The sequence below is a fragment of the Fusobacterium ulcerans ATCC 49185 genome (assembly GCF_900683735.1).
Lineage (GTDB): Bacteria > Fusobacteriota > Fusobacteriia > Fusobacteriales > Fusobacteriaceae > Fusobacterium_A > Fusobacterium_A ulcerans_A.
Genome location: NZ_LR215979.1, coordinates 1690281 through 1714306 on the forward strand (window position 1 = coordinate 1690281; position 24026 = coordinate 1714306).

21 protein-coding genes, 2 tRNA genes and 1 rRNA gene are annotated in these 24026 nt (G+C 31.3%); 5 read left to right on the forward strand and 19 right to left on the reverse strand.

Annotated features, from left to right (window positions below):
* Positions 1-92: 92 nt before the first annotated feature.
* From E0E45_RS07620 to E0E45_RS07665, 10 genes are all read right to left on the reverse strand, one after another.
* A tRNA-Ala gene (locus tag E0E45_RS07620) sits at positions 93-168 on the reverse strand.
* A gap of 8 nt (positions 169-176) precedes the next feature.
* A tRNA-Ile gene (locus E0E45_RS07625) sits at positions 177-253 on the reverse strand.
* Between the two features lie 93 nt (positions 254-346).
* A 16S ribosomal RNA gene (locus E0E45_RS07630) occupies positions 347-1854 on the reverse strand.
* Positions 1855-2146: 292 nt separating this feature from the next.
* Positions 2147-2464 (reverse strand): cell division protein SepF, encoded by a 318-nt coding sequence (locus E0E45_RS07635; RefSeq protein ID WP_005982340.1) that lies wholly within the window; start codon positions 2462-2464, stop codon positions 2147-2149.
* Positions 2465-2535: 71 nt separating this feature from the next.
* Positions 2536-3453: a CsgG/HfaB family protein gene (locus tag E0E45_RS07640; RefSeq protein ID WP_130890619.1), complete on the reverse strand. Its 918-nt coding sequence runs from the start codon at positions 3451-3453 to the stop codon at positions 2536-2538.
* Positions 3454-3465: 12 nt separating this feature from the next.
* Entirely contained in the window at positions 3466-4416 is a 951-nt protein-coding gene (locus tag E0E45_RS07645) for a DHH family phosphoesterase (RefSeq protein ID WP_130890620.1), read from the reverse strand.
* A 13-nt stretch (positions 4417-4429) separates the two neighbouring features.
* The gene (hprK, locus tag E0E45_RS07650) at positions 4430-6328 is read right to left on the reverse strand and encodes an HPr(Ser) kinase/phosphatase (protein WP_172604226.1); all 1899 of its coding nucleotides are present in this window, start codon (positions 6326-6328) and stop codon (positions 4430-4432) included.
* A 40-nt stretch (positions 6329-6368) separates the two neighbouring features.
* A complete protein-coding gene (locus E0E45_RS07655; RefSeq protein ID WP_130890622.1) occupies positions 6369-6650 on the reverse strand; it encodes a hypothetical protein in 282 nt (93 codons plus the stop codon).
* Positions 6643-7878 (reverse strand): bifunctional folylpolyglutamate synthase/dihydrofolate synthase, encoded by a 1236-nt coding sequence (locus tag E0E45_RS07660; RefSeq protein ID WP_130890623.1) that lies wholly within the window; start codon positions 7876-7878, stop codon positions 6643-6645. The genes E0E45_RS07655 and E0E45_RS07660 overlap by 8 nt, the downstream gene beginning before the upstream one ends.
* A gap of 22 nt (positions 7879-7900) precedes the next feature.
* Positions 7901-8596: a 5'-methylthioadenosine/adenosylhomocysteine nucleosidase gene (locus tag E0E45_RS07665; RefSeq protein WP_130890624.1), complete on the reverse strand. Its 696-nt coding sequence runs from the start codon at positions 8594-8596 to the stop codon at positions 7901-7903.
* Between the two features lie 155 nt (positions 8597-8751).
* Here E0E45_RS07665 and E0E45_RS07670 point away from each other — a divergent pair, with 155 nt between their 5' ends.
* Positions 8752-9636: a lysophospholipid acyltransferase family protein gene (locus E0E45_RS07670; RefSeq protein ID WP_130890625.1), complete on the forward strand. Its 885-nt coding sequence runs from the start codon at positions 8752-8754 to the stop codon at positions 9634-9636.
* A gap of 147 nt (positions 9637-9783) precedes the next feature.
* On the opposite strand, the gene E0E45_RS07675 is transcribed toward E0E45_RS07670, so the two are convergent.
* Together E0E45_RS07675 and lepA are read right to left on the reverse strand one after the other, a co-directional pair.
* On the reverse strand, positions 9784-10995 hold the full coding sequence (locus tag E0E45_RS07675; protein WP_130890626.1) for a M20 family metallo-hydrolase: 1212 nt from the start codon (positions 10993-10995) through the stop codon (positions 9784-9786).
* 65 nt (positions 10996-11060) lie between these two features.
* Positions 11061-12863 (reverse strand): translation elongation factor 4, encoded by a 1803-nt coding sequence (lepA, locus tag E0E45_RS07680; RefSeq protein ID WP_130890627.1) that lies wholly within the window; start codon positions 12861-12863, stop codon positions 11061-11063.
* A gap of 125 nt (positions 12864-12988) precedes the next feature.
* Between lepA and E0E45_RS07685 the strand changes: the two genes are divergently transcribed.
* Both E0E45_RS07685 and E0E45_RS07690 read left to right on the forward strand, forming a co-directional pair.
* The gene (locus E0E45_RS07685; protein ID WP_130890628.1) at positions 12989-13657 is read left to right on the forward strand and encodes a M48 family metallopeptidase; all 669 of its coding nucleotides are present in this window, start codon (positions 12989-12991) and stop codon (positions 13655-13657) included.
* Positions 13658-13783: 126 nt separating this feature from the next.
* Complete coding sequence (locus tag E0E45_RS07690) at positions 13784-17140, forward strand: acyl-[ACP]--phospholipid O-acyltransferase (protein WP_130890629.1); 3357 nt, start codon at positions 13784-13786, stop codon at positions 17138-17140.
* 158 nt (positions 17141-17298) lie between these two features.
* On the opposite strand, the gene dhaM is transcribed toward E0E45_RS07690, so the two are convergent.
* The 7 genes from dhaM to yqeB all read right to left on the reverse strand — a co-directional run bounded on the left by dhaM (position 17299) and on the right by yqeB (position 22409).
* Positions 17299-17694: a dihydroxyacetone kinase phosphoryl donor subunit DhaM gene (gene dhaM / locus E0E45_RS07695; RefSeq protein ID WP_172604172.1), complete on the reverse strand. Its 396-nt coding sequence runs from the start codon at positions 17692-17694 to the stop codon at positions 17299-17301.
* Between the two features lie 8 nt (positions 17695-17702).
* Entirely contained in the window at positions 17703-18320 is a 618-nt protein-coding gene (gene dhaL / locus E0E45_RS07700; RefSeq protein WP_130890631.1) for a dihydroxyacetone kinase subunit DhaL, read from the reverse strand.
* Positions 18321-18332: 12 nt separating this feature from the next.
* Positions 18333-19328 (reverse strand): dihydroxyacetone kinase subunit DhaK, encoded by a 996-nt coding sequence (gene dhaK, locus E0E45_RS07705; protein WP_130890632.1) that lies wholly within the window; start codon positions 19326-19328, stop codon positions 18333-18335.
* 153 nt (positions 19329-19481) lie between these two features.
* Positions 19482-20249: a sulfite exporter TauE/SafE family protein gene (locus E0E45_RS07710; protein WP_130890633.1), complete on the reverse strand. Its 768-nt coding sequence runs from the start codon at positions 20247-20249 to the stop codon at positions 19482-19484.
* 139 nt (positions 20250-20388) lie between these two features.
* Positions 20389-20766, reverse strand: a complete 378-nt coding sequence (locus tag E0E45_RS07715; protein WP_005949528.1) for a RidA family protein — start codon at positions 20764-20766, stop codon at positions 20389-20391.
* A 59-nt stretch (positions 20767-20825) separates the two neighbouring features.
* On the reverse strand, positions 20826-21593 hold the full coding sequence (locus E0E45_RS07720; protein ID WP_130890634.1) for an XdhC family protein: 768 nt from the start codon (positions 21591-21593) through the stop codon (positions 20826-20828).
* 3 nt (positions 21594-21596) lie between these two features.
* A complete protein-coding gene (yqeB, locus tag E0E45_RS07725) occupies positions 21597-22409 on the reverse strand; it encodes a selenium-dependent molybdenum cofactor biosynthesis protein YqeB (RefSeq protein WP_172604173.1) in 813 nt (270 codons plus the stop codon).
* 157 nt (positions 22410-22566) lie between these two features.
* Between yqeB and moaA the strand changes: the two genes are divergently transcribed.
* Positions 22567-23541 carry a GTP 3',8-cyclase MoaA gene (gene moaA, locus E0E45_RS07730; protein WP_130890636.1) on the forward strand — a complete coding sequence of 325 codons (975 nt, stop codon included), beginning with the start codon at positions 22567-22569 and terminating at the stop codon, positions 23539-23541.
* Positions 23542-23549: 8 nt separating this feature from the next.
* Positions 23550-23984 carry an MOSC domain-containing protein gene (locus E0E45_RS07735; protein WP_130890637.1) on the forward strand — a complete coding sequence of 145 codons (435 nt, stop codon included), beginning with the start codon at positions 23550-23552 and terminating at the stop codon, positions 23982-23984.
* Positions 23985-24026: the final 42 nt, after the last annotated feature.

Below are 24026 nucleotides of genomic sequence, written 5' to 3' on the forward strand. Positions count from 1 at the left end.
GACAGCTAACTCTGTTTATATAAACAAGAGTTAAAATTGTATTTTATCTACTATATAGTTTCCAATGTCCATAAAAAAATCGAAAAAAAATTTGGTGGAGATAAGCGGGATCGAACCGCTGACCTACGCAGTGCAAGTGCGTCGCTCTCCCAACTGAGCTATATCCCCATACCATATGGTGCGTTTGAGTGGACTCGAACCACCGACCTCACGCTTATCAGGCGTGTGCTCTAACCAGCTGAGCTACAAACGCATTCATAAAGATACTGTTCTATTTTTAGATGATAACTGCCGTTATCACAAGAACACCATCAATAGAATAGAGAAAGAGAAATGATCTCCTTAGAAAGGAGGTGATCCATCCGCACGTTCCCGTACGGATACCTTGTTACGACTTCACCCCAATCGCTAATCACACCCTCGGAACATCCCTCCTTACGGTTAGGCCTGTTACTTCAGGTGCAACCAACTCTCGTGGTGTGACGGGCGGTGTGTACAAGACCCGAGAACGTATTCACCGCAACATAGCTGATTTGCGATTACTAGCGATTCCAACTTCATGTACTCGAGTTGCAGAGTACAATCCGAACTAAGAATAGTTTTATGAGATTAGCTTACCCTCGCAGGTTTGCAGCTCTCTGTACTACCCATTGTAGCACGTGTGTAGCCCAGCGTATAAGGGGCATGATGACTTGACGTCATCCCCACCTTCCTCCTGCTCATCGCAGGCAGTCTCGCATGAGTCCCCAACTTAATGATGGTAACATACGAAAGGGGTTGCGCTCGTTGCGGGACTTAACCCAACATCTCACGACACGAGCTGACGACAGCCATGCACCACCTGTCACCAAGTTCCTCCGAAGAGGCACGAAAACATCTCTGTTAACTTCTTGGGATGTCAAACGCTGGTAAGGTTCCTCGCGTTGCGTCGAATTAAACCACATGCTCCACCGCTTGTGCGGGTCCCCGTCAATTCCTTTGAGTTTCATACTTGCGTACGTACTCCCCAGGCGGATTACTTATCGCGTTAGCTTGGGCGCTGAGGTTCGACCCCCAACACCTAGTAATCATCGTTTACGGCGTGGACTACCAGGGTATCTAATCCTGTTTGCTACCCACGCTTTCGCGCTTTAGCGTCAGTATCTGTCCAGTAGGCTGGCTTCCCCATCGGCATTCCTACAAATATCTACGAATTTCACCTCTACACTTGTAGTTCCGCCTACCTCTCCAGTACTCTAGTTTAGCAGTTTCCAACGCAATACGGGGTTGAGCCCCGCATTTTCACATCAGACTTACTAAGCCGCCTAGACGCGCTTTACGCCCAATAAATCCGGATAACGCTTGCGACATACGTATTACCGCGGCTGCTGGCACGTATTTAGCCGTCGCTTCTTCTGTTGGTACCGTCACTGACTTCTTCCCAACTGAAAGCACTTTACATTCCGAAAAACTTCTTCGTGCACACAGAATTGCTGGATCAGACTTTTGGTCCATTGTCCAATATTCCCCACTGCTGCCTCCCGTAGGAGTAAGGGCCGTGTCTCAGTCCCCTTGTGGCCGTTCACCCTCTCAGGCCGGCTACCCATCATCGTCTTGGTGAGCCGTTACCTCACCAACTAACTAATGGGACGCAAAGCTCTCTCACAGCGCATATAGCTTTCATAACCAGATCATGCGACCCAATCATAATATCCGGTATTAGCATTCGTTTCCAAATGTTGTCCCAGTCTGTAAGGCAAGTTCTTTACGCGTTACTCACCCGTCCGCCACCTTCACCCGAAGGATCAAGTAGACTTGCATGTGTTAAGCATTCTGTCAGCGTTCATCCTGAGCCAGGATCAAACTCTTCGTTCAATCTATTTACTCAGTTTTTTAACTGATCGTTTACACCATTTATTGTTTGTTGATTTTTTCTTCTCTCTCTATTCTGTTGTTAATGTCCTTTTTTAATGCTTTTCTTTTTTGTCCCCTTTTCTCGTGGACAAGGATTATAATACCATAATTAGCAATTCACGTCAACAGTTTTTTTTATTTTTTTAAAAGTATTTTATAATGTCTTAATTCCCCTTTGATTTTATTAGAATCTTTAAAATAAAAAAACTGCCCTGAAATTTTTTTATCTGTTTTCAAGTCAGTTTTTTATAAATTATTTTTTATAAGATGGAATTATTTCTTCCTCTTCATCATATCTTGAGTCCATTACGCTATTTCTATCTTTATATTCAAAAACAAATTTTTTATTTTTAGGAATTGTACAAAATACCTTTTCTCCCGGATTTACTATCTGTCCTTCTTGAATATATACTGCTCCACTAATATAATCTAATATTCTTTGTGAATCATTTGCATCTAAATCAAAAAGATTTATGTGAACTATTCTATCTTTTTTTATATGTTCTATACATTTCATGCAGTCTTCAAATTTAGTTGGTTTAATAAAAACTATATTGACATCCATATCCATATTTATCTCCTCTTACTCATTTAGTACTTATATATTAAGGATACTATTTTATTTATATTTTTTCAACCTATTTATTTTTTTATTTTTACAATGCCAGGAATTGTGAAATTTTTTCCATCATATCTTAAAGAAGCAGCCTCTTCACCAATATAATTTGTCACTACTGCACTTCCTACTCTTTCCTCTTCATATCCTAGAATTTCTCCTCTATATTCTATTGAAGCTCCTATTTTATATACTTCCATTTCAGTTCCTAATTTCAAATTACTATTAGCACCTGAATTTATTATTATTGTATCTCCAGATTTTTTTACAATACTCGCACTCCAAGGCATTGAATCCAGTTTTTTTACTATTTTTTCTACTCCCTGTATTACAGCAGCTCTAAATGCTTCCTCTTCCAAAGAAGTATACGAACCATATGTTCCTGCCCCAAGTACAGTTCCAAATGTAATACTAGAACTTCCTTCACCTGTTTCTATCCATACCTTTCCATTAGTTACATCTATAACTTTTAATTCAATAACTACTTCTGCTTTCTGTTCTTTGCTTTTTGAAAATAACGACTTATTCCCAATAGTATTTAGTGCATATTTTGTTACACTTCCTATTATTACAAAATCTGTATCTAAAAACTTTTGTTTTGATAGCAATGATTTTTCTCCTAAAGTATTAGAAAATGCTAATTCTTCTATAACAGAATCTAAATCGCTTCTTTCTAACACATTAAATCTTCCTGAGTTTGAAAATTCAGAAGCAAGAATATCTTTTGTTGTTATATCAGTTCTCTGTGTTCCAAATCTTGAATAATTTTTTACCTTCCCTATAACTACTCTTCTTTTAGGAAGATTAGTTTCCTTCAAAGTATTATATTCTCTCAAACTGACTACTTTGTTATCTTTTTTTATATTGCTTTCTACTCCTGTTTTTCCACAAGATAGAAAAAGAAGGGTCATAAAAACTATTCCTGCAATATTTCTTGATTTCATCTTTCACTCTCCTTATAACTTTTCTAAAATTATTCTAACTATTTCTTCAGCTGGAAGTTCACTTGTAAAACCTGAAGCTTTACAATGTCCTCCACCACCAAATATTCCAGCTATAGCATTTACATCTATATCATGTTTGCTTCTCATACTTCCTTTGATAACCCCTGTTGTATCTTCTCTTAAAAATAAAGATACCTCTGCTTTTTCATATGATACCAAATTTTCTACTATTTCTTCTGTATCTTCTTTTCTTCCACCATTTTTCATAAAATCTTCATTAGAAAGGTAAAAATAAGCCAGTTTCTTTTTTTCATCAAATTTCATTTCATACATAGCCTGACCTAAAAATTTTATAGCTGCCATACTTTTAGTATTTAAAAACTCTCTAACTATCTTAGAATTATTAACTCCTATTTTAACTAGATCTCCTGCCATTTTAAATGTTTCTTCAGTTACATTATCATGTTTAAAATTCCCAGTATCATTTACAAGTCCAGTATACAGAGCCTCTCCTATATTTATATCAATTTCAACATCCAAAAATTTTAAAAACTTATATATTATTTCACTTGTAGAAGAAACATTTTCCACATAGTTAATGTCTCCATATTCTGGATTGCTGATATGATGATCTATATTTATTGTAAATATATTCTTTATTGCTTTTTCCACATCTCCTATTCTGGTCAAAGTAGCACTATCAACACATATAGCAATATCTATATCATATTTTTTATCTGCATCATACATTTCTGCTCTTTTTTCTAATTCCAGAAATTTTACTCTGTCAGGAGTTTTATCCTGAAGAACAAATTTCACTTCACAATTCTTATTAAATTTTTCAATTCCAGATAAAAGAGCAAGCCCTGCTCCAATTGCATCTCCATCTGGATTCACATGAGCAGTTATAAGTATTTTTTTACTTTCCATTATCTTATTTTTTATATCTAAAAAACTTTCCAAAATTCCCTCCTGACTATGCTTCTAAAATTTTTCTTTCCTCTTCAGTCATTCTCTTCATTCCCTCTTCATAAAGTTTTTCAGGGTCATGACCGAGCATTATTGCCATAAGATTCATAACAGCTATTTCTACCATTGCTGCAGCATTTCTTCCAGATGATATATATAAAATTACCTTAGGTATTTTATTTCCTAATATTTCTGATGAAGTACTTTGATAATCTACTGATGTAAGATAATTATCTCTCTCCTGTTCTTTCAATTCTATTATGATATCTAATTTTTTATTTATTCTTACAGCTCCTAATCCATACAGAGTTTTTATATCTATTATTCCCAATCCTCTTATTTCCATAAAATATGGAAGTTTAGCTGCCTTACCTATTATATCTCCACTTACATCTTTTACAAATTTTACCATATCATCTGCTATCAATCTATGCCCTCTGTGAATAAGTTCAAGTGCAGTTTCACTTTTTCCTATTCCACTTTTTCCTACAAGAAGCACTCCAAATCCATATAGCTCCAAAAATACTCCATGAAGTGACAAATTAGGAGTAAAATATGTTTCTAAAAATCCATTAAAATTAGCTATTAACTGAGATGACTTTTTATATGGACTTCTGCAGAGTATCAAATCTTTTTCTTTTATTAAATTTAAAAAATACTCTGGCATTTCAGCATCAGATGTAAGTACAATTATTGGAAAATGGAATTCTAAATATCTTTTTAAATTTTCTATCCTCTTCTCCTCAGATAAACTTTCCAAATATTTGAATTCTACCTTTGAAAAAAGTTGGACTCCTGTATACCCTTCATCTTCATACATATCAACATATCCTGATAACGCTAGAGATGGTCTGTGTATCCCAGTAGTTTTTACATATGTACTGTCTAATTTTTCTTCTCCATGTAAAACCTTTAAGTTAAATTCATTTTTTAATTTTCTAACTGGAAGCAGTTTATCATTATTCATATCACTATCTCCTTGTTTTGCTCTATTTGCAGCTATTATTTTTTTAGATTCCTGCATAAAGTATTCTGCTGAATTTACTCCCATCATTTTTAATCTGTAATTTAAAGCTGCTGTTTCTAAAATTATTGCAAGATTCCTTCCCTTTCTTACAGGAACAGTCACTTTTGGAATCTTTTCTCCTAAAAATTCTTCATATACTTCATCTAAACCTAATCTGTCATAGAACTTTTTTTCATCCCATTCTTCAAGTACTACAAGCATATCTATTCTCTTCATTTTTCTTGTTGCTTTTATTCCAAATTGAGTAGTTACATCTATTTTACTTCCATCTTTATTATTTACTATAAAAAAATGACTGTCCATTATAGTCTTGTCAAAACGGTTATATCCTTCTAGATCATTCTCTGCCACTCTTTTTATAATAAGATTATTATCAGTTATAAGTTTATGTCCTCTTTCTAAAAGTTCGATAGTTACTCCTAGCTTTGCATCTTCGTATCCAGTAAGCAATACTCCCACTCCAAGTATTTCAAGAAGCATATACCCATTAATCATCTTTTCTTCTGCTAATTCTTTAGATAAAAAAAACTTTATCTCTCTTATAGTTTTTGATGTTCTCATAGGACTTTTAAGAATAGTTTTATTATTCTTTCTAGCAGCCTCTACCATCTCTTTAGTAACTTTAGTTTCCCCTGTAATAATAAGAGCAGGAAAATTATATGTAAAATATTTATTCCACATCTCAGATTTTTTTTCTGAAGATAGTTTATCTACAAACATAGCTTCTTTCTTACCAAAAATATGAAGATATTTATTCAATTCATCTCCATCTTCATCAAAGAATCCTATTAATTCATAACCTATTTGATATAGACTTGGTGTATTTATTTCAAAGTCGAGATCTCCTTCATTTACAAGTTCCATATTAAAATGTTCCATTATATCTCTTACAATAATGCTTTCCTTATATTTTCTTACTCTATTCAAAGACTATTCCCCCTTGAAATTCTTCTGGTATTTCATTTTCAGGTACAGTTTTCTTTAGTTTATCAAAGTTTTTCTGATAATCCTTATCTAAATAAAAGTTTTCTTTTCTTGATAAAAAAGAATCTTTTACTTCTTTATTGATAATTTTCTGGCTGTATTCAATATTCTTTTTACTTCTCTTATATTCTTCATACATTTTATACTCATAAAATATAAAAGCTCCTAATAATGAAGCTTTTATTAAAATTTCTAAAGTACTTCTCTTTCTACTCATTTATTTCCTCTTTAAATTTACTCAAAAGATAAAATGAACCACATATAAGAATTATTTTTTTATTCATAGCTAAAGCATTTTTATAAGCTTTCATCAAATCATTTTCTACACTGCATCCTTCTACATCTGAAAGCTGATTATATATTTCATCTCCAAAAGTTCCTCTAGGATTTTCAGCAAGAGATGTTAATATTAAAGTGGAGGATACACTTTTTAATATTTTCAGCATGCTTTTTACATCTTTATCTTTTAACATAGATACTATGGCTACTACTTCTTCTGATTTATACCCTTTTTCAATTACTTTTTTCAATTCCAGCATTCCATCAGGATTGTGAGCTCCATCTAATACTACAAGAGGATTAATACTATATCTCTCGAATCTACACTGCCACTCTACTTTTCTACTTGCCTTTTTTATTATCTCTTTAGGTATTTTTAATTCCAAAGCAGCTTCATATGCACAGAGAAAATTTTTAAATTGATAATCTCCAAACAAAGAAAATTCAAAAATATCTCCATCTATTTTTATCTCTGTTATAAATTTTTCAAAATCAAGTTTCTCTTCAGCGTCTTTATACTTTTCTAAAACATTAATTACTTTTGCTTTTTCTTCATTTACAGCTTTTAAAAATTCACTGTCACTATCTGCTACTATTACTTTAGGGCACTCTTTTATTATTCCTGCTTTTTCTCTAGCTATTTTATAAATAGTATCTCCCAAGTATTCAGTATGATCTAAAGTTACATTAGTTATTATACACAAATCTGCTTTACTGATATTGGTAGCATCAAATCTTCCCCCCATACCAGTTTCAAGTACTACATAGTCCACCTTTTTGTCTTGAAAGTATTTGAACATCATAGCAGTTGTCACTTCAAAAAATGTAGGTTTTACTCCAGCATTCTCTATAGCTTTTTTTACTGTTTCATAATAACGAGCTATATCCTCATCACTTATATCTTTTCTGTCTGCTCTTATTCTTTCATTAAACTTCAATATATGTGGAGACGTGTATTTTCCTACACTATAACCAGCCTCAAGCAATATAGTTTCTAGTGTTGTAGCTGTTGATCCTTTTCCATTAGTTCCAGCTATATGAATTATTTTATAAGAATCTTGTGGATTTCCTAATTTCTCACATATTTTTTTTATATTTTCCAATCCTAATTTTATTCCATGCATTGAGTATGAATAAAGTTCATTTAATAATTCGTTTATATCCATTTTCATCTCTCCAATAATTTCATTAAATTCTATTCAAAATACCTTCTATTATAGTTTTTGAATTTTTAGCTGCTAATTTTACAAATTCAGGAAAATCAACTTTTGCATCATGGTTAGCTTTATCAGATATTGCTCTTATGATAAGAAAAGGCATATTGAAAACATGACATACATGAGCTACTGCTGCTCCTTCCATTTCTGTGCAATCAGCATTAAATGTTTCTCTTAGCCATTTTATTCTTTCTACTGAAGCAACAAATTCATCTCCACTTACTATACGCCCTACACATACTTTAGATTTTCCAAATTCTTCTTCTGCCACATTACAAGCTATATCAATTAATTGCTGATCTGCTTTGAATATATATGTATCCATTCTTGGTATTTGTCCAAGTTCATATCCAAAAGCTGTGCTGTCAAAGTCATGTTCTATAAGATCTTTACCTATAACTATATCTCCTATATTGATATCTGGATTCACTCCACCTGCTACTCCTGTAAAAAGTACTTTATCCACTTTAAAATAGTTTATCATAAGTGTAGCACAAATAGCTGCATTTACTTTTCCTATCCCACCTTCAACTAATATTACATCTTTTCCTAAAAGTTTTCCATCAAAAAATTCAAGATTTCCAATATTTTCAGATTTTATATTACTCATTACAGCTTTTAACTCTACTACTTCCTCATTCATTGCACCAATTATACCTATTTTCATTACTTCACCTCTATGATTTTAATTATTTTTTTAATTCTATTTTCTCTAAAATTATAACATATGAACTTATTCTAGGCAATTATAATACCAAATTTTGATTTTTTGTGCTATAATATTTCTGCTAAAAGAACAATTTTAATATAGGAGATAACTTTATGATATATAGAATACAATATTGGATAATCATGTTTTTTAGATTTATTATTCTTCTTTTTCCTGAAAATACCAGATTTAAATTTGCAGAATTTTTAGGTTGGTTAGGATACCATATAGTAAAAAAAAGAAGAGAAATTGCTCTTGCTAATCTTAAACTTGCTTTTCCAGAAAAAACTGAAAAAGAGAGAGAGAGAATTGCTCTTGAATCTTTCAAAGTAATGCTGAAAGCTTTTTTATGTACTTTATGGTTTGGAAAATATCTTCATGATCCAGGAAGGGTAAATATAGAAAATATAGAAATTCTGCATAAAGCTGCTGCAGAAAATAAAGGTGTTGTAGTTTCTACACTTCATCTAGGTAATATGGAAGCTACTGTTAAAGCTGGAGAGGGATATGATATTACTACTGTTGCTAAAAAACAACGAAACCCATACCTTGATAAATTTATAACTGAAAGCAGAAAAAATGACCTTAATCTTACAATTTTAAAAAAGAGCAAAAGAACAAGCAGAGAGCTTATAGAAAGGCTTAACAACAAAGGAATAATTGCATTATTCAGTGACCACAGAGATAAAGGAGCTACTGTTACTTTCTTTGGTGAAACTACTAAAGCACCTACTGGAGCTGTTTCTCTTGCGCTGAAATATGACATCCCATTTGTCTGGGGATACAATGTTATGCATAAAGATAATTCTTCTACAGTAAAAGTTGTAGAACAGATAGAATTTATCAGAACTGATAATTTTAAAGAAGATGTACAGGTAAATACACAGCTTCTCATAAGTAAAATGGAAGAGGTAATCAGAGAATATCCTGAACAATGGATGTGGTTCCATGATAGATGGAATTTATACAGTAAACTTCATAAAAAAAAGAAAAAATAAAAACCATAAAAAATATAGGTGACCTACAAAGAGTACAACAATTTTAATGTTGTAACTTGGTAATTCTAGAAGTTAAAATTACTAACTGCTTAATTACAGGAAATTTAATTCCGCTTTTTAGTCACCTATATTTTTATTTACCAAACTTTAGAAATTATATATATAATCCATAATTATATTTCCAGCTATATCTAAGTCTTTTTCTCTGACATCTTCCGCTGGATTATGACTTATTCCATCTATACATCTTACCAAAAGCATCCCCATATCAGCAATATTTGCCATCTCCTGAGCGTCATGCCCAGCACCGCTTGGAAGCTTAAAAACGGAAATATTCTGTCTTATAAAGCTTTTTTCCAGAGCTTCCATCACTGATGGACTACAAGCTGTTTCCATTATTTTATTTGTCATTTTAATAGAGTATGACATCCCTCTTCTTTCAACTGTTTCTTTTATAATATTCTCTATTTTTTCCATAGTATCTACTAAAATTGTATTTTTCATAGCTCTTATATCAATAGTAAACTCTGCTTCTCCTGGTATCACATTTACTGCTCCTGGGAGGACTGCTACTTTTCCAAATGTCAAAACCATTTCTCCAAGTTCTTCTGCAAGTTTTGTACTTTTATATATTATTTCAGCCATTGCACTTCCAGCATCTTTTCTCATTTTCATAGGTATAGTTCCAGAATGTCCTGCCTGTCCTTTTACATTTACAAGATATCTGTTGCATGACTGAATAGCAGTTACTATTCCCACAGCTAGATTTTCAAATTCAAGTACAGGTCCTTGTTCTATATGAATCTCTAGAAAAGTGTCTATCTCTCCTTTTTTCATTTTACATTCATCTATTTTTTCAAGATTAAATCCACATTCTTTCATAGCATTTCTAAGCTTTTTTCCTCTGTATTCTAATTCTAAAAGATACTCTTTAAATGTCCCAGCTACTGCTTTACTTGTTAAACAAGCTGCTCCATATGTAGTTCCTTCCTCATATGCAAATGATATTATTTTTACATTACAATTTAGCTCTCCATATTCTTTAAGCAAATTTTTTATACATACTATTGGAAGTATTACCCCTAATATTCCATCAAATTTTCCACCATCTTCTACACTATCCTGATGTGATCCCAACACAAGAGTTTTTGCTTTTGGATTTTGACTTTTATATTCTCCAATAAGATTTCCCACTCCATCTATTCTAGTTGAAAGTCTTGCTTCTTTCATCCAATTTTCTATAATATCCCTTGCTTCTAAATATTCTTTTGTTAAATACAATCTTGTTACCCCATTAGAAGGCTCACTTATCTTGCTCAATTCATTTAATTTATCCAATATTTCTTTTCCTATATTCAAAGTATTCTCCCCCTTTTATTTCAAAAAAGAGCCTAGCTGATGCCAGACTCTTTTTATTCAATTAATTAATCATTTAACTTGAGAACTGAAACGAATGCTTCCTGAGGAATTTCAACATTTCCTATACTCTTCATTCTTTTCTTTCCTTCTTTTTGTTTTTCAAGAAGTTTTTTCTTTCTTGTGATATCTCCACCATAACATTTAGCTATAACGTTCTTTCTAAAAGCTTTTATAGTTTCTCTTGCTATAACTTTTGATCCCAATGCTGCCTGAATAGGTATTTCAAACTGCTGTCTTGGAATGACTTCTCTAAGTTTTTCACAGATAGCTCTTCCTCTTGAATAAGCTCCATCTCTATGAGCTATAAATGAAAAGGCATCCACTGGTTTTCCAGATACAAGTATATCAACTTTTACAAGATCAGATTCTTTATATCCTACAAGTTCATATTCAAATGAAGCATAACCCTTAGTTCTTGATTTCAATTTATCATAAAAATCAATTACAATTTCAGCAAGAGGCAGCTCATAAGTAAGAAGTGATCTAGTATCATCTATAAAGTCCATACCTATGAAAATTCCCCTTTTTTCCTGACAAAGCTCCATTACATTTCCTACATATTCTTTTGGTACTATTACTTTTCCTCTTATAAAAGGTTCTTCTACAGATAATCTTCCTTTTCCTGGATCTGGAAATTCACAAGGGTTATCTATAACAAGAACATTTCCCTTATCCATATTTACTTTATATTCAACTGATGGAGTAGTCGAAATGAGGTCTATATCATACTCTCTTCTCAATCTTTCAACAATTATCTCCATATGTAGAAGTCCAAGGAATCCACATCTAAATCCAAATCCTAAAGCTAGTGAAGTTTCTGGTACATATGTAAGTGAAGCATCATTTAATTGTAATTTTTCAAGTGCATCTCTTAAATCTTCATAATCATCTGTAAACAAAGGATAAATTCCAGCAAAAACCATTGACTGAGCTGGTTTAAATCCTTCTAATGGGAACATACACGGCTCTTTAGCATTAGTTACAGTATCTCCAACTCTTGTATCATGAATAGTTTTTACTCCTGTAATAATATACCCAACTGACCCTGAAGTAAGTTCATTTTGTGGTCTCATAGTTGGTGCAAATACTCCAACCTCCAGTACATCAAATTCTTTTTCTGTAGACCAAATTTTTATCTTGTTTCCTTTTTTAATAGATCCATCTAAAACTTTTACATAAGTAATGACCCCTCTATAATCATCAAACTTAGAGTCAAAAATCAATGCTTTTAATGGAGCTTCTTCATCATATGCTGGAGCTGGTACTTTAGCTACTATTGCTTCTAGTAAGTCATCTATTCCTATCCCAGTCTTTCCTGAACACATTACTGCATCATCAGCTGGAAGACCTATTATATCTTCTATTTCATGTCTTACTTTTTCTGGGTCTGCTGCTGGAAGGTCAATTTTATTAATTACTGGTACTACTTCCAGATTATTTTCTATAGCCAGATATACATTAGCAAGTGTCTGTGCTTCCACTCCCTGAGCTGCATCTACTACAAGAAGAGCACCTTCACAGGCTGCCAGTGATCTAGATACTTCATAAATAAAATCCACATGTCCTGGAGTATCTATAAGATTTAATTCATATTCTATTCCATCTTTTGCTTTATAGTATAAAGTAACTGCCTGAGCTTTTATTGTTATTCCCTTTTCTCTTTCCAAATCCATAGAGTCAAGAAGCTGCTCTTTCATTTCTCTTTTAGTTACAGTTCCTGTAAACTCTAACAATCTATCTGCTATTGTTGATTTACCATGATCTATATGAGCAATTATCGAAAAGTTTCTCTTATGCTTTTGCAACATAAATTTCCTCCTAATTATTTTATCGCTTACACAACATTATAAAAGATTATCCAAAAAAAATCAACTAAAAACGAAGCTCCTTATGTGGTATAATTAATGAAACCCTATTTTTAGAAAGGAATTTTATGAACTTTAAAGTAACTATAACAAGAAAAAAGATAAAAAATATTATAATAAAAATTAACTCAAATGGCGAAGTATTAGTATCTGCTCCTAAAAGAGTTCCTCAAAAATATATAGAGCAGCTGATTATGCAGAAAGAAAAATGGATAATAGAAAAAATTAATTCTATTAGTCAATATTATTCTAATAGAAGACCTATTTCTTATGTAAATGGTGATGAAATTTTCTATCTTGGAAAAAAATATATTTTAGAAATTATTCCTTCAGGGAAAAATTTTATAGAACAAGATGAAGAAAAAATATATATTTATTGTAAAAAACCTGAATCAGTTGATGAAAAAAAGAAAATTCTTGAGAAATGGTTCAGAGAAAAAATATCATCTATTTTAGAAAAACTTACTCTGGAAACAGGAGAAAAAGTTGGATATCTTCCAAAAGAAATAAAAGTAAGGAGCATGAAAAGCAGATGGGGTTCTTGTAATACTACAAGAAAAATAATCACATATAATCTTCATCTTATAGAAAAACCTCTTCCAGCTATTGAATATGTGGTTTTACATGAACTTTCACATCTTCCATATCCTCATCATCAAAAAGAGTTTTGGAATTTTGTAGAAAAATATATGCCTGACTGGAAATTAAGAAAAAAGATTCTAAATAATAAGGCGTAGTACTTAATAAAAGATACTTTGAAAAAAAGAAAAAATAATGTATACTTAAATAGATATCTATATGCCTTGTTGTATAGATATTAACATTTTATATTTTAAAGATAAATTACAATTTTTGGAGGATATATGCTGTTAAAAAATAAAAGATTTCTACCTTTATTTATAACCCAATTCTTTGGAGCTTTTAATGATAATATGCTGAAAACAGCTATCATGGCTTTTATTACTTACAATCTTACATTAAATAGAGATCATGAAGGAATGTTGCTGAATTTTATCTCTATTCTCTTTATTCTTCCTTTTTTCTTTTTATCTGCCACTGCTGGACAGTTGGCTGATAAATATCACAGGGATAAGATTGCTAAAGTTTTAAAATGTGCAGAGTTTATATTAATGATACTTACTGCTGCTGCAGTTTTCTTTAAATTTTATTATGGACTTATCATCATTCTGTTTTTTATGAGTATTCAGTCAGCTTTCTTCGGTCCTGTTAAATATTCTATTATTCCTCAGCACCTTGAAGAATGTGAATTAATAGAAGGAAATGCTATAATAGATGGAGCTACATATTTTTCTATATTACTTGGAACTATTTTAGGAGCTCATATCACATCACCAGAGATAACTGTTGGAATACTTGTTTTCTGTTCTCTCCTTGGTATGCTGAGTAGTTTTAAGATACCATCTGCTCCAGCTCCAAGACCTGATTTATCTATGAGTTTCAATATATTTAAAACTATAAAATTAACACTAAAGAAAATATCTGAAATAAGAAGTATATACATAACTATTTTAGGGCTCTCATGGTTTTGGGCACTTGGAGCAGTTATCCTTACTCAGCTCTACCCTATGTGCAGTGATTTATTGGGACTTTCCAGAAATGCTGTGGCTGTATTTATGTTTATCTTTTCATTAGGTATGGCTGCTGGAACTTTTGTTTGTACGAAAGTAATGAGAGGTATTGTTCATCCTACATTTGTTCCATTAAGTTCTATTGGAATAGGTATTGCTACTTTTTTCCTTTATCTTTTTACTAAGGATTATGTAACTCCTGAAACTCATATTAGAACAGTTGCATTTTTTAAATCAATACCAGGGGTAAAATTATCTTTTATTCTATTTTTTCTCGCTTTCTTTGGGGGAATGTATATAGTTCCTTTAAATGCCTTTTTACAGAATAAAGCACCTAAGAAATATCTGGCTACCATCATAGCCGGAAATAATATAATGAATGCTGTCGGAATAGTAATTTTCTCTGCTCTTGTTCTTGGACTTTTTAAAATAGGATTTATTATATCAGATATCTTTTTCTTAATATCTATTATCTGTTTATGTGTATCTTTATATATACTTACTATCATTCCAGATGCTCTTCCTAGATCTATGGCACAGAGTATTCTTGCCCTTATATTCAAGATGGAAGTTACTGGTCTGGAAAATTATGAAAAAGCTGGAAAAAGGGTCCTTATAATTGCAAATCATACTTCTTTGCTAGATGGATTGCTTGTTGCTTCTTTCATGCCAGAAAAATTGATATTTGCAATTAATACAACAATTGCTAAAAAATGGTGGATAAGAATATTTAAACCAGTGGTAAAACTTTACCCTATTGATCCTACAAATCCTTTAGCATTAAAACAGCTTATCAATGAATTAAAAAACAATGAAAAGTGTATTATATTCCCTGAGGGAAGAATAACTGTAACAGGTTCTTTGATGAAAGTATATGAGGGAGCAGGGGTAGTAGCTTTAAAAGCTAATGCTAATATTCTTCCTATCAGAATAGATGGTGCTCAATATTCAAAATTTTCATATTTAAAAACTAAATTTAAAACTAAACTTTTTCCTAGAATAAAAATTACAATACTTCCTCCTACTAAAATAAAGTTATCTGAAGGAGATAAAGGAAGTGTAAAGAGGGAAAAAATAGGAGATCAGCTTTATGAAATTATGACTTCTATGATTTTTAAATCTTCTCCTGTAAAAGAAAGTATTTTTAAATCACTGTTAAATGCTGTTAAAATACATGGTAAAAAACATATGATTATGGAAGATATTTCCAGACAGCCTATGAACTACAAAAATTTCATATTAAAATCATATGTTATTGGAGAAGCTATAAAAAGAAACTTTAAAGAAAAAAATATTGGATTGATTCTTCCAAATTCAATGATAAATGCTTTGGTATTCTTTGGAATGCAGTCTATTGGCAAGATTCCTGCTATGATTAATTTTACTCAGGGAAAAAGCCAAATATTATCATGCATAAAAACTGCTGAAATATCAACAGTTATTACAGCTAAAAGAATGATAGAAATGCTTCAATTAGAAGATCTCGTTGAAACTTTAGAAGAAAATGGAGTAAAAATTATCTATCTTGAAGAGTTTCAATCAAAAATAAATATAGCTACAAAATTATCTGGTTTCTTTAATTATCTTTTAAAGAAAGCTCCACAAACAAATTATAATGATCCTTGTACTATTCTTTTTACATCAGGATCTGAAGGAATTCCCAAAGCTGTGCTTTTAAGTCATGAAAACTTACAGGCTAATAGATTTCAAATGACTTCACTATTTTCATTTACAAGTCAGGATATTATGTTTAATGCTCTTCCTATGTTCCATTCTTTTGGACTAGGAGTAGGAACTATTTTGCCTTTGCTTTCAGGAATAAAAGTATTTTTCTATCCTTCTCCTGTACATTACAAAATAGTGCCAGAATTAGTTTATGATTCTAATGCTACTATTTTATGTGGAACAGATACATTCTTTAATGGATATGCTAAACAGGCTAATCCTTATGATTTTTATAATATAAAATATGCTATGGTAGGAGCAGAAAAATTAAAAGACTCTACTTACTATCAATGGATGGAAAGATTTGGTGTAAGAGTTTTAGAAGGATATGGAGTAACAGAAGCCAGTCCAGTTATTGCTGTAAATACTCCTATGTATCAAAAAAGAGGAAGTGTAGGAAGACTTTTACCTGATATAGAATATAAGCTGGAAGCTGTTCCTGGAATAGAAAAAGGCGGAAGACTATGGATAAAAGGAAAAAATATCATGCTTGGCTACTTGAAAGATGGAAAAGTAGTCCAGCCAGAAGGTGGATGGTATGATACTGGGGATATTGTAGATATTGATGAAAATAAATTTGTTACTATTTTGGGAAGAGCTAAAAGATTTGCTAAAATAGCTGGTGAAATGGTTTCTCTTACTGCTGTAGAAGAAATAATAAATGGATATCTTAAAGACTCTCCTAGTGCTGTTACTGCCATTCCTGATGAAAAGAAAGGAGAGCAGTTAGTTCTAGTCACAGAAAAAAATGATATTAACAGTAAAGAAATGCTAAACTATTTCAAAGAAAAACTTTACAGTGAATTATGGGTTCCTAAAAAAATTGTTACAGTAGATAAATTACCTTTACTTGGTACAGGAAAAGTAGATTATGTAAAAGTTAAAGAAATGGCTGAAAAACAGTAGTTAAAATTTATAAAGCAAAATAAAAATCTCTTTTAGAAATTAAATTAATTCTAAGAGAGATTTTTTATTTAAATATAATATTTATACTACAGTAAAAATTAATAAGAGTATTAAATAATTAAAATTTTTACAAATCATAATTTTCTATGATAAAAAAGTTATACTTTATTAAATTCCTTCAAATCTTTTAATTCTTCCAATATTTCTTCTAAAGAAGTTTTTCCATCATTTATGGCCATTGCTATAAGAGTGCCCTCTACTATTGGTGCATCAGCTATCTTTATTTTGGCTCTGTCATATTCTGCATCCAAAAATTCCATAGCCATCTCACTATTTAAAATTGAACTCCCTATATCTCCAAATATTAAAACTCCATCTTCTGAATAAGCACTTTCAATAGCTTCTTTTATAATCATAGGATCTGAACCTAGATGATTTCCTGTTGTCCCACTTCCATTTATAACAGGAAAATCATATTTTTTCATTTCATTACATAATTCAATTATTTCATGAGCAAGCTTTTTACTATGAGATACAATTACCATCCCTACCACAATAATCACTATCCTTTCAATTCATCATTTACAGTTTTTATAATCAAATATGATGAGACAGCTCCTGGATCAAGATGTCCTATACTTCTTTCTCCCAGATAGCTTGCTCTTCCTTTTGTAGCTGCTATGTCTTTTGTAGACTCCATTCCAGACTTTGCTTTAAGTTCTGCAAATTCAAAACATTCTCTAATATTTGCTCCAGTATCAGCTTTTATTTTAAAGGCTTCATAGGCAGGGATTTGAGTGTCCAGCATAGTTTTTTCTCCTAATACAGCCTTTCCTCTCATTTCTATCCCCTTTATCATTTCATTCCATGTTTCAGCTATTATTTCTGGAGTTATTTCTTCTTTAGTTTTAAGGTAAGCTGCTCCTTTCATCAGAGCAGTTCCATAGAGTGCTCCTGATGCTCCTCCTACATTAGATATCAACAGCATTGCTATCTTATTAAATACTTCAAAAGGCTGTATAGCTTCCATACTAGAAAGTTCTTTTTCTACTTTTTCAAATCCTCTGGCTAGGTTTACACCATGATCTCCATCTCCTATTTCCCTATCCAACTCTGTAAGATAATCTTTATTTTCTATTATTTTTTCACTTACTTTTTTTATTATTCTTAATAATTCCATATTTCTCATCTCCTAAAATCTTTTAAATGCTGGAGTATCTGCCTTATCTTTTAAAAGTTCTTTCATTTCTTTATCTAATTTCGTTAAAGTGATTGAAAATCCACCCATATCTAAAGATGTCATATAATTACCAACAATTGTATCAGCAATTTTAATATTTTTTTCTTCTAAGACTTGAGATACTCTATTATTAATTATAAAAAGCTCCATTAAAGTAGTTTCTCCCAATCCATTTACTAATACAGCAACCTCATCATTTTCTTTTAAATCTGATTCTTTAAATATTTTTTCTAAAATATGGTCTACATGTACATCAGCTGGTTGAATCTTTTCTCTATGTGTTCCTGGCTCCCCATGAATTCCAAGTCCAATTTCCACCTCATCATCTGCTAACTCAAAACTTACCTTTCCTGTAGTTGGTACCATACATGGTTCTAATGCCATTCCTAACGTTTTGGTTCTTCCAATAACCTTATTTCCCAGTTTTTCAAGTTCTTCTAAAGAGTATCCCTTTTCAGCTGCTGCTCCTACCATTTTATGTACTAAAACTGTTCCAGCTATTCCTCTTCTTCCAACAGTATATGTACTATTTTCTACAGCAATATCATCATCAACCACTATCTTTTTCACTTCTATTTCTTCCATTGCAGCCATTTCAGCTGCCATTTCAAAATTCATTACATCTCCACTGTAATTCTTTATTATCAATAGAACTCCAGCTCCACTATTTACAGCTTTTACTGCCTCATAGACTTTATCAGCACTAGGTGATGTAAATACTTCTCCTGCCACTGCACCATCCAGCATTCCATAACCAACAAATCCAGCATGTGAAGGTTCATGTCCACTTCCTCCGCCACTAATTAAAGCTACTTTCCCCATTTTCTTATCTTTTCTTACTATAACTGGTAAATCTTCTACTTTTTTTAGATACTCTGGATAAGCTTTAAGCATTCCACTAACCATTTCTTCTACAATGTTCTCTGGTTTGTTAATCATTTTTTTCATAAAATTTACCTCCCAAATTTTTATTAAAAAAAGCTCAAAATAATTCTCTTATATTTCTATAAGAAAATTATTCTAAGCTTCTCCATTCACATAGCTTTATTCATTTATTAAATTTTAATCTATTTTTAATTCTTTGTCAACGTATTTGATATTTTAAAACATTTCCTTTAACATTTTTAAAGCAGTTACTGTGGTTACAATAAGAAATACAGGCTTTATAAATTTGCTTCCCTTACTTATTGCACATCTTGAACCACATTGAGCTCCCAGCAGCATTATTATTGAAATAGGTATACCATAAAGAAAATATACTTTTCCACTGATTCCAAATACTAAAAGACTTGTAAAATTTCCAACTAAATTTAAAATTTTAGAATCTCCATTAGCTTCTACAAAATCGTATCCATATATTTTCATCAGAAAAAATACTAGAAATGAACCTGTTCCAGGGCCTAAAAATCCATTATAGAATCCTATGATTAAAGCCATTATCATTCCTTTGGTAATATTTGATTTATTCAAATCTGTAAATGTACTTTCATGACCCATCTTTTTATTAGTCAGTGTATATGCAAGTACCACTATCAAAGCAGTAAATACTATATAATTAATATATTGTGGTTTTGTTCCTATTATAAGTTTTACTCCAATAAATGCTCCTACAAAAGAAAATGGAGCTAGTTTTTTCATAAGATTCCAGTTGACTTTTCCTGACCTTGCATAGTTTACACTGCTTCCTACTCCAGAAAAAAAACTTGATAATTTATTTGTTCCCAATGCAATATGAGGTGGTAGTCCAGATGCTAAATAAGCTGGCAGTGAAATCAATCCTCCACCTCCTGCTACAGAATCAATAAATGCTCCTATAAAGCATAAACAGGCCAAAATAATAAATTGACTGGTTAAAAGTTCTTCCAACATTAAAAATCTCCCCCCTTTATTGTATACACTTTATTCTAACATATTTGTATTTTTTATTCCACTAAAACTAGGTTTTTTAATTATAAAAAAATGGAGGAAATCCAACTGTTGAACTTCTCCCCATTTTAATCATATATCACTATTTTACAGCAATAACTTCTATTTCAACTTTTACATCTTTTGGAAGTCTAGCAACTTCTACACATGCTCTTGCAGGTTTTACATCTCCAAGATATTCAGCATAAACTTCATTTACAGCTGCGAAATCATTCATATCTTTAATAAATACTCCAGCTCTTACTACATCTTTAAAAGTATATCCAGCAGCTTCAAGTATAGCTTTAATATTTTCTAGAGATTGTTTAGTTTGAGCTTTTACACAGTCAGAAACTAGAGTCATTGTTTCAGGAACAAATGGAATTTGTCCAGATACATAAAGAGTTCCATTAACTTCAATAGCTTGTGAGTATGGTCCTAAAGCAGCAGGTGCTTTTTCAGTGTGAATTATTTTTTTCATTGATTTTTCCTCCTAAATATTTTTTATTTTAATATGAGAACATATTAATGCCCTTTAATTTAAAAAAGTGACCTATGTATCAATTCTCCTCCATTTTTTACTTGCAATATTTCAGCAAGTATTTCAATTGCAATTTCTTCTGGTGTTCCATTGGAAATTTTTAGTCCTATAGGCGCATATATATTATCTCTGATTTTAGAATTTTTTTCAAGGTTTTCTTTTAAATTTGTTATTTTTCTTTTACTCCCTATTATTCCTATATATTTAGCTCCTCTATTTTTTACTAAATCAAGTACTTTTTCATCAAGTACATGACCTCTTGTAGCTATAACTATATAAGTATTTTCAGTTATTTCCTCATTTTTAAGTATTTCATCAAAACTCCCTAAAGTAAGTTCAGGTACATCTATTTTCAGTTCTTCTCTGTCATCTATTATTTTTATATCAAATTCTAGATTTTTACCTATATTAAAAAGCTTTTGGCCAATATGACCTGCCCCACATATCAACAGTTTAGGAGAAGGTGAAAAAATTTTTATAAATCCTTTCATACTTCCACCACAATTCATACGAAGCTCATCATCAGTTGTCAGATTATATGAAAATTCTTGACTTTCTCCACTCTTCATAAGCTCTCTAGCTGTTTGAATAACTTTATATTCTATACTTCCTCCACCTATAGTCCCTATGATATCCTCTTCAAATACTCCCATCATAGCTCCTGATTTACGAGGAGTCGAACCAATAGCTTCTGTTATCATAATTAATGCTGCTTTTTTTCCCTGAGATGTTCTTTTAGATATTTCATTTAATATTTTATCTTCCATATATTATACTCCCTTTATCTTTCTCAAATAAAGAACAGCTTCTAATACAGCTCCACCTATATTTCTAGCCTTATCTGAAATTGTAAAACAATTTTCTTTTTCTTCTATTCTTGGGTCTACATCAGCTATTTTTAATCCTTCTGTAACTTTATATCCATCTCTTATTATTCCTCTTAAAACTCCAGAAATTGGAGAATAGATATAATTTTCCTCTACTACAGCAACTATATCTCCTTTTTCTACCACACTTCCAATTTTTTCTATATTTTTGATATATCCATTAAATTCACTATAGATTACTCGTTCTTTTCCTATTCCTGCTATTATTCCTGGAACTCCAGTATTTACACTTGCTGTCCCTTCTGTAATAAGTCTTCCCAAGTTATGTCCTCTCATAGTTTCTATTACTATATCTACATCTTCAGGTGCAGAAAAACCTGGTCCTAAAGCTACAGTTATTGGTGCCATACTTTTTTTAGTCCCAAAATTCTTTTTGGCAAGTATTCCATCAACCACTGCTATTGGTTTAAATATCTCTATACTTTTACCTCTTGAATCAACCATTACTGGAATTACATCTTTCTCCCAGCAGTCCCTTACTTCCTTTTCTGTTCCTGCATATTGAGCTTTTATTCCTTCTATTTCAATATCTTTTTCATAAACAGCTTCACAAAAAGCTACTTTTCTTCTGATTGCTGATGGTTTTTCTATTTCTAAGACAAGAACTTTGAATCCGCTTCTATGAAGCTTCTGGATAGCTCCACTGGCTATATCTCCTCCGCCTCTTACTACAATGATATCATTTACTTTTTCCATAGTTATTCTCTTCCTTATATTTTTTAAATTTCTTTATTTAAAGGATAATCCAGAATCCAGTTATTGTCAATCAAAATTATTTTTATAAAAATCTTAAAAGTATGCTATTATATAATGAAAGAAATTACAGTTATTTTTTAGAAAATGAGGGAATATTATGATAGATAAAATAGGAAGAGAAATAGAATACTTGAGGCTTTCCATTACTGACAGATGTAATCTTAGATGCCAATATTGTATGAGCGAAAGAAATATGAATTTTCTTCCAAGAGAAGAACTTCTTACTTTTGAAGAAATAAAAAGAACAGTAAAAATTCTTGGTAAAATTGGAATAAAAAAAATACGTCTTACTGGTGGAGAACCCTTAGTAAGAAAAAATTTCACTGACATACTAAAAAATATTAGTTCTGTTGAAGAAATTGAAGAGATAAGTTTAACAACTAATGGATTACTTCTTGGAGAACATTTTGAATCACTTATGAAAAATAGATTAAAAAAAATAAACATAAGTTTGGATACTTTAAATCCTGTTCTGTACAAAGAAATTACAAGAGGGGGTTCCCTTGAGAAAGTTCTTGAAAATATTTTTAAAGCAATAGAATTAGGTGTGGAAAGAATAAAACTAAATATAGTACTTATCAAAGAAAAAAATGATAATGAGATTATGGATTTTGTCAAATTCAGTGAAACTTATCCAGTAGATATTCGCTTCATCGAACTTATGCCTATTGGTGAAGGAAAAAACTTTGTTTCTGTTTCTAATGATGAAGTTATCAAAATAATTCAAAAAGAGAGAGAACTATTTCCTATTAATGAAAAAATCGGCTCTGGCCCTGCTAAATATTTTAAAAGTAGTTTTTCCAAAGGAAACATAGGATTTATAACTCCATTATCACATAGTTTTTGTGACAAATGTAATCGAATAAGACTGACTCCTGATGGATTTTTAAAATTATGTCTCCATTGGAACAAAGGGATTAATTTAAAAAGAATCATGAGAAGTGGAACAACTGATGAAGAACTGGAAAAAATTATTTTTAATGCTATATACAATAAACCTGAACATCATAGTATGGATGAAGATATCAAAGAAAACATAGATAAAAGAAAAATGAATCAAATAGGAGGATAAATTTTTAAATGGGAAAAATTCTAGCTGTATGTATTAGTGAGAAAAAAGGAACTCAAAAAATAAACATAAAAGAAGGAATATTAATAGAAAATCATGGACTTAAAAATGATGCTCATGCTGGTAATTGGCACAGGCAAGTGAGCCTTCTTTCAAATGAAAAAATATCTGATTTTATAAAAAAAGGTGGAAATGTTGATCAAGGAGATTTTGGAGAAAATCTTATAGTTGAAGGAATTGATTTAGCAAAACTTCCTGTTGGAACAAAATTAAAAATCAATGAAGGTATCTTGCTTGAAGTAACTCAAATAGGAAAAGAATGCCATTCACATTGTGCTATATTTCATGCTGTAGGAGATTGTATCATGCCTAGAGAGGGAATTTTTACTATTGTTTTAAAGGGTGGAGCAGTAAAAGTTGGAGATGAAATATCTATAGTAAAATAAAAACAGGGAGCTTTGAAGTGCACCCAAAATCTTAGACAAATA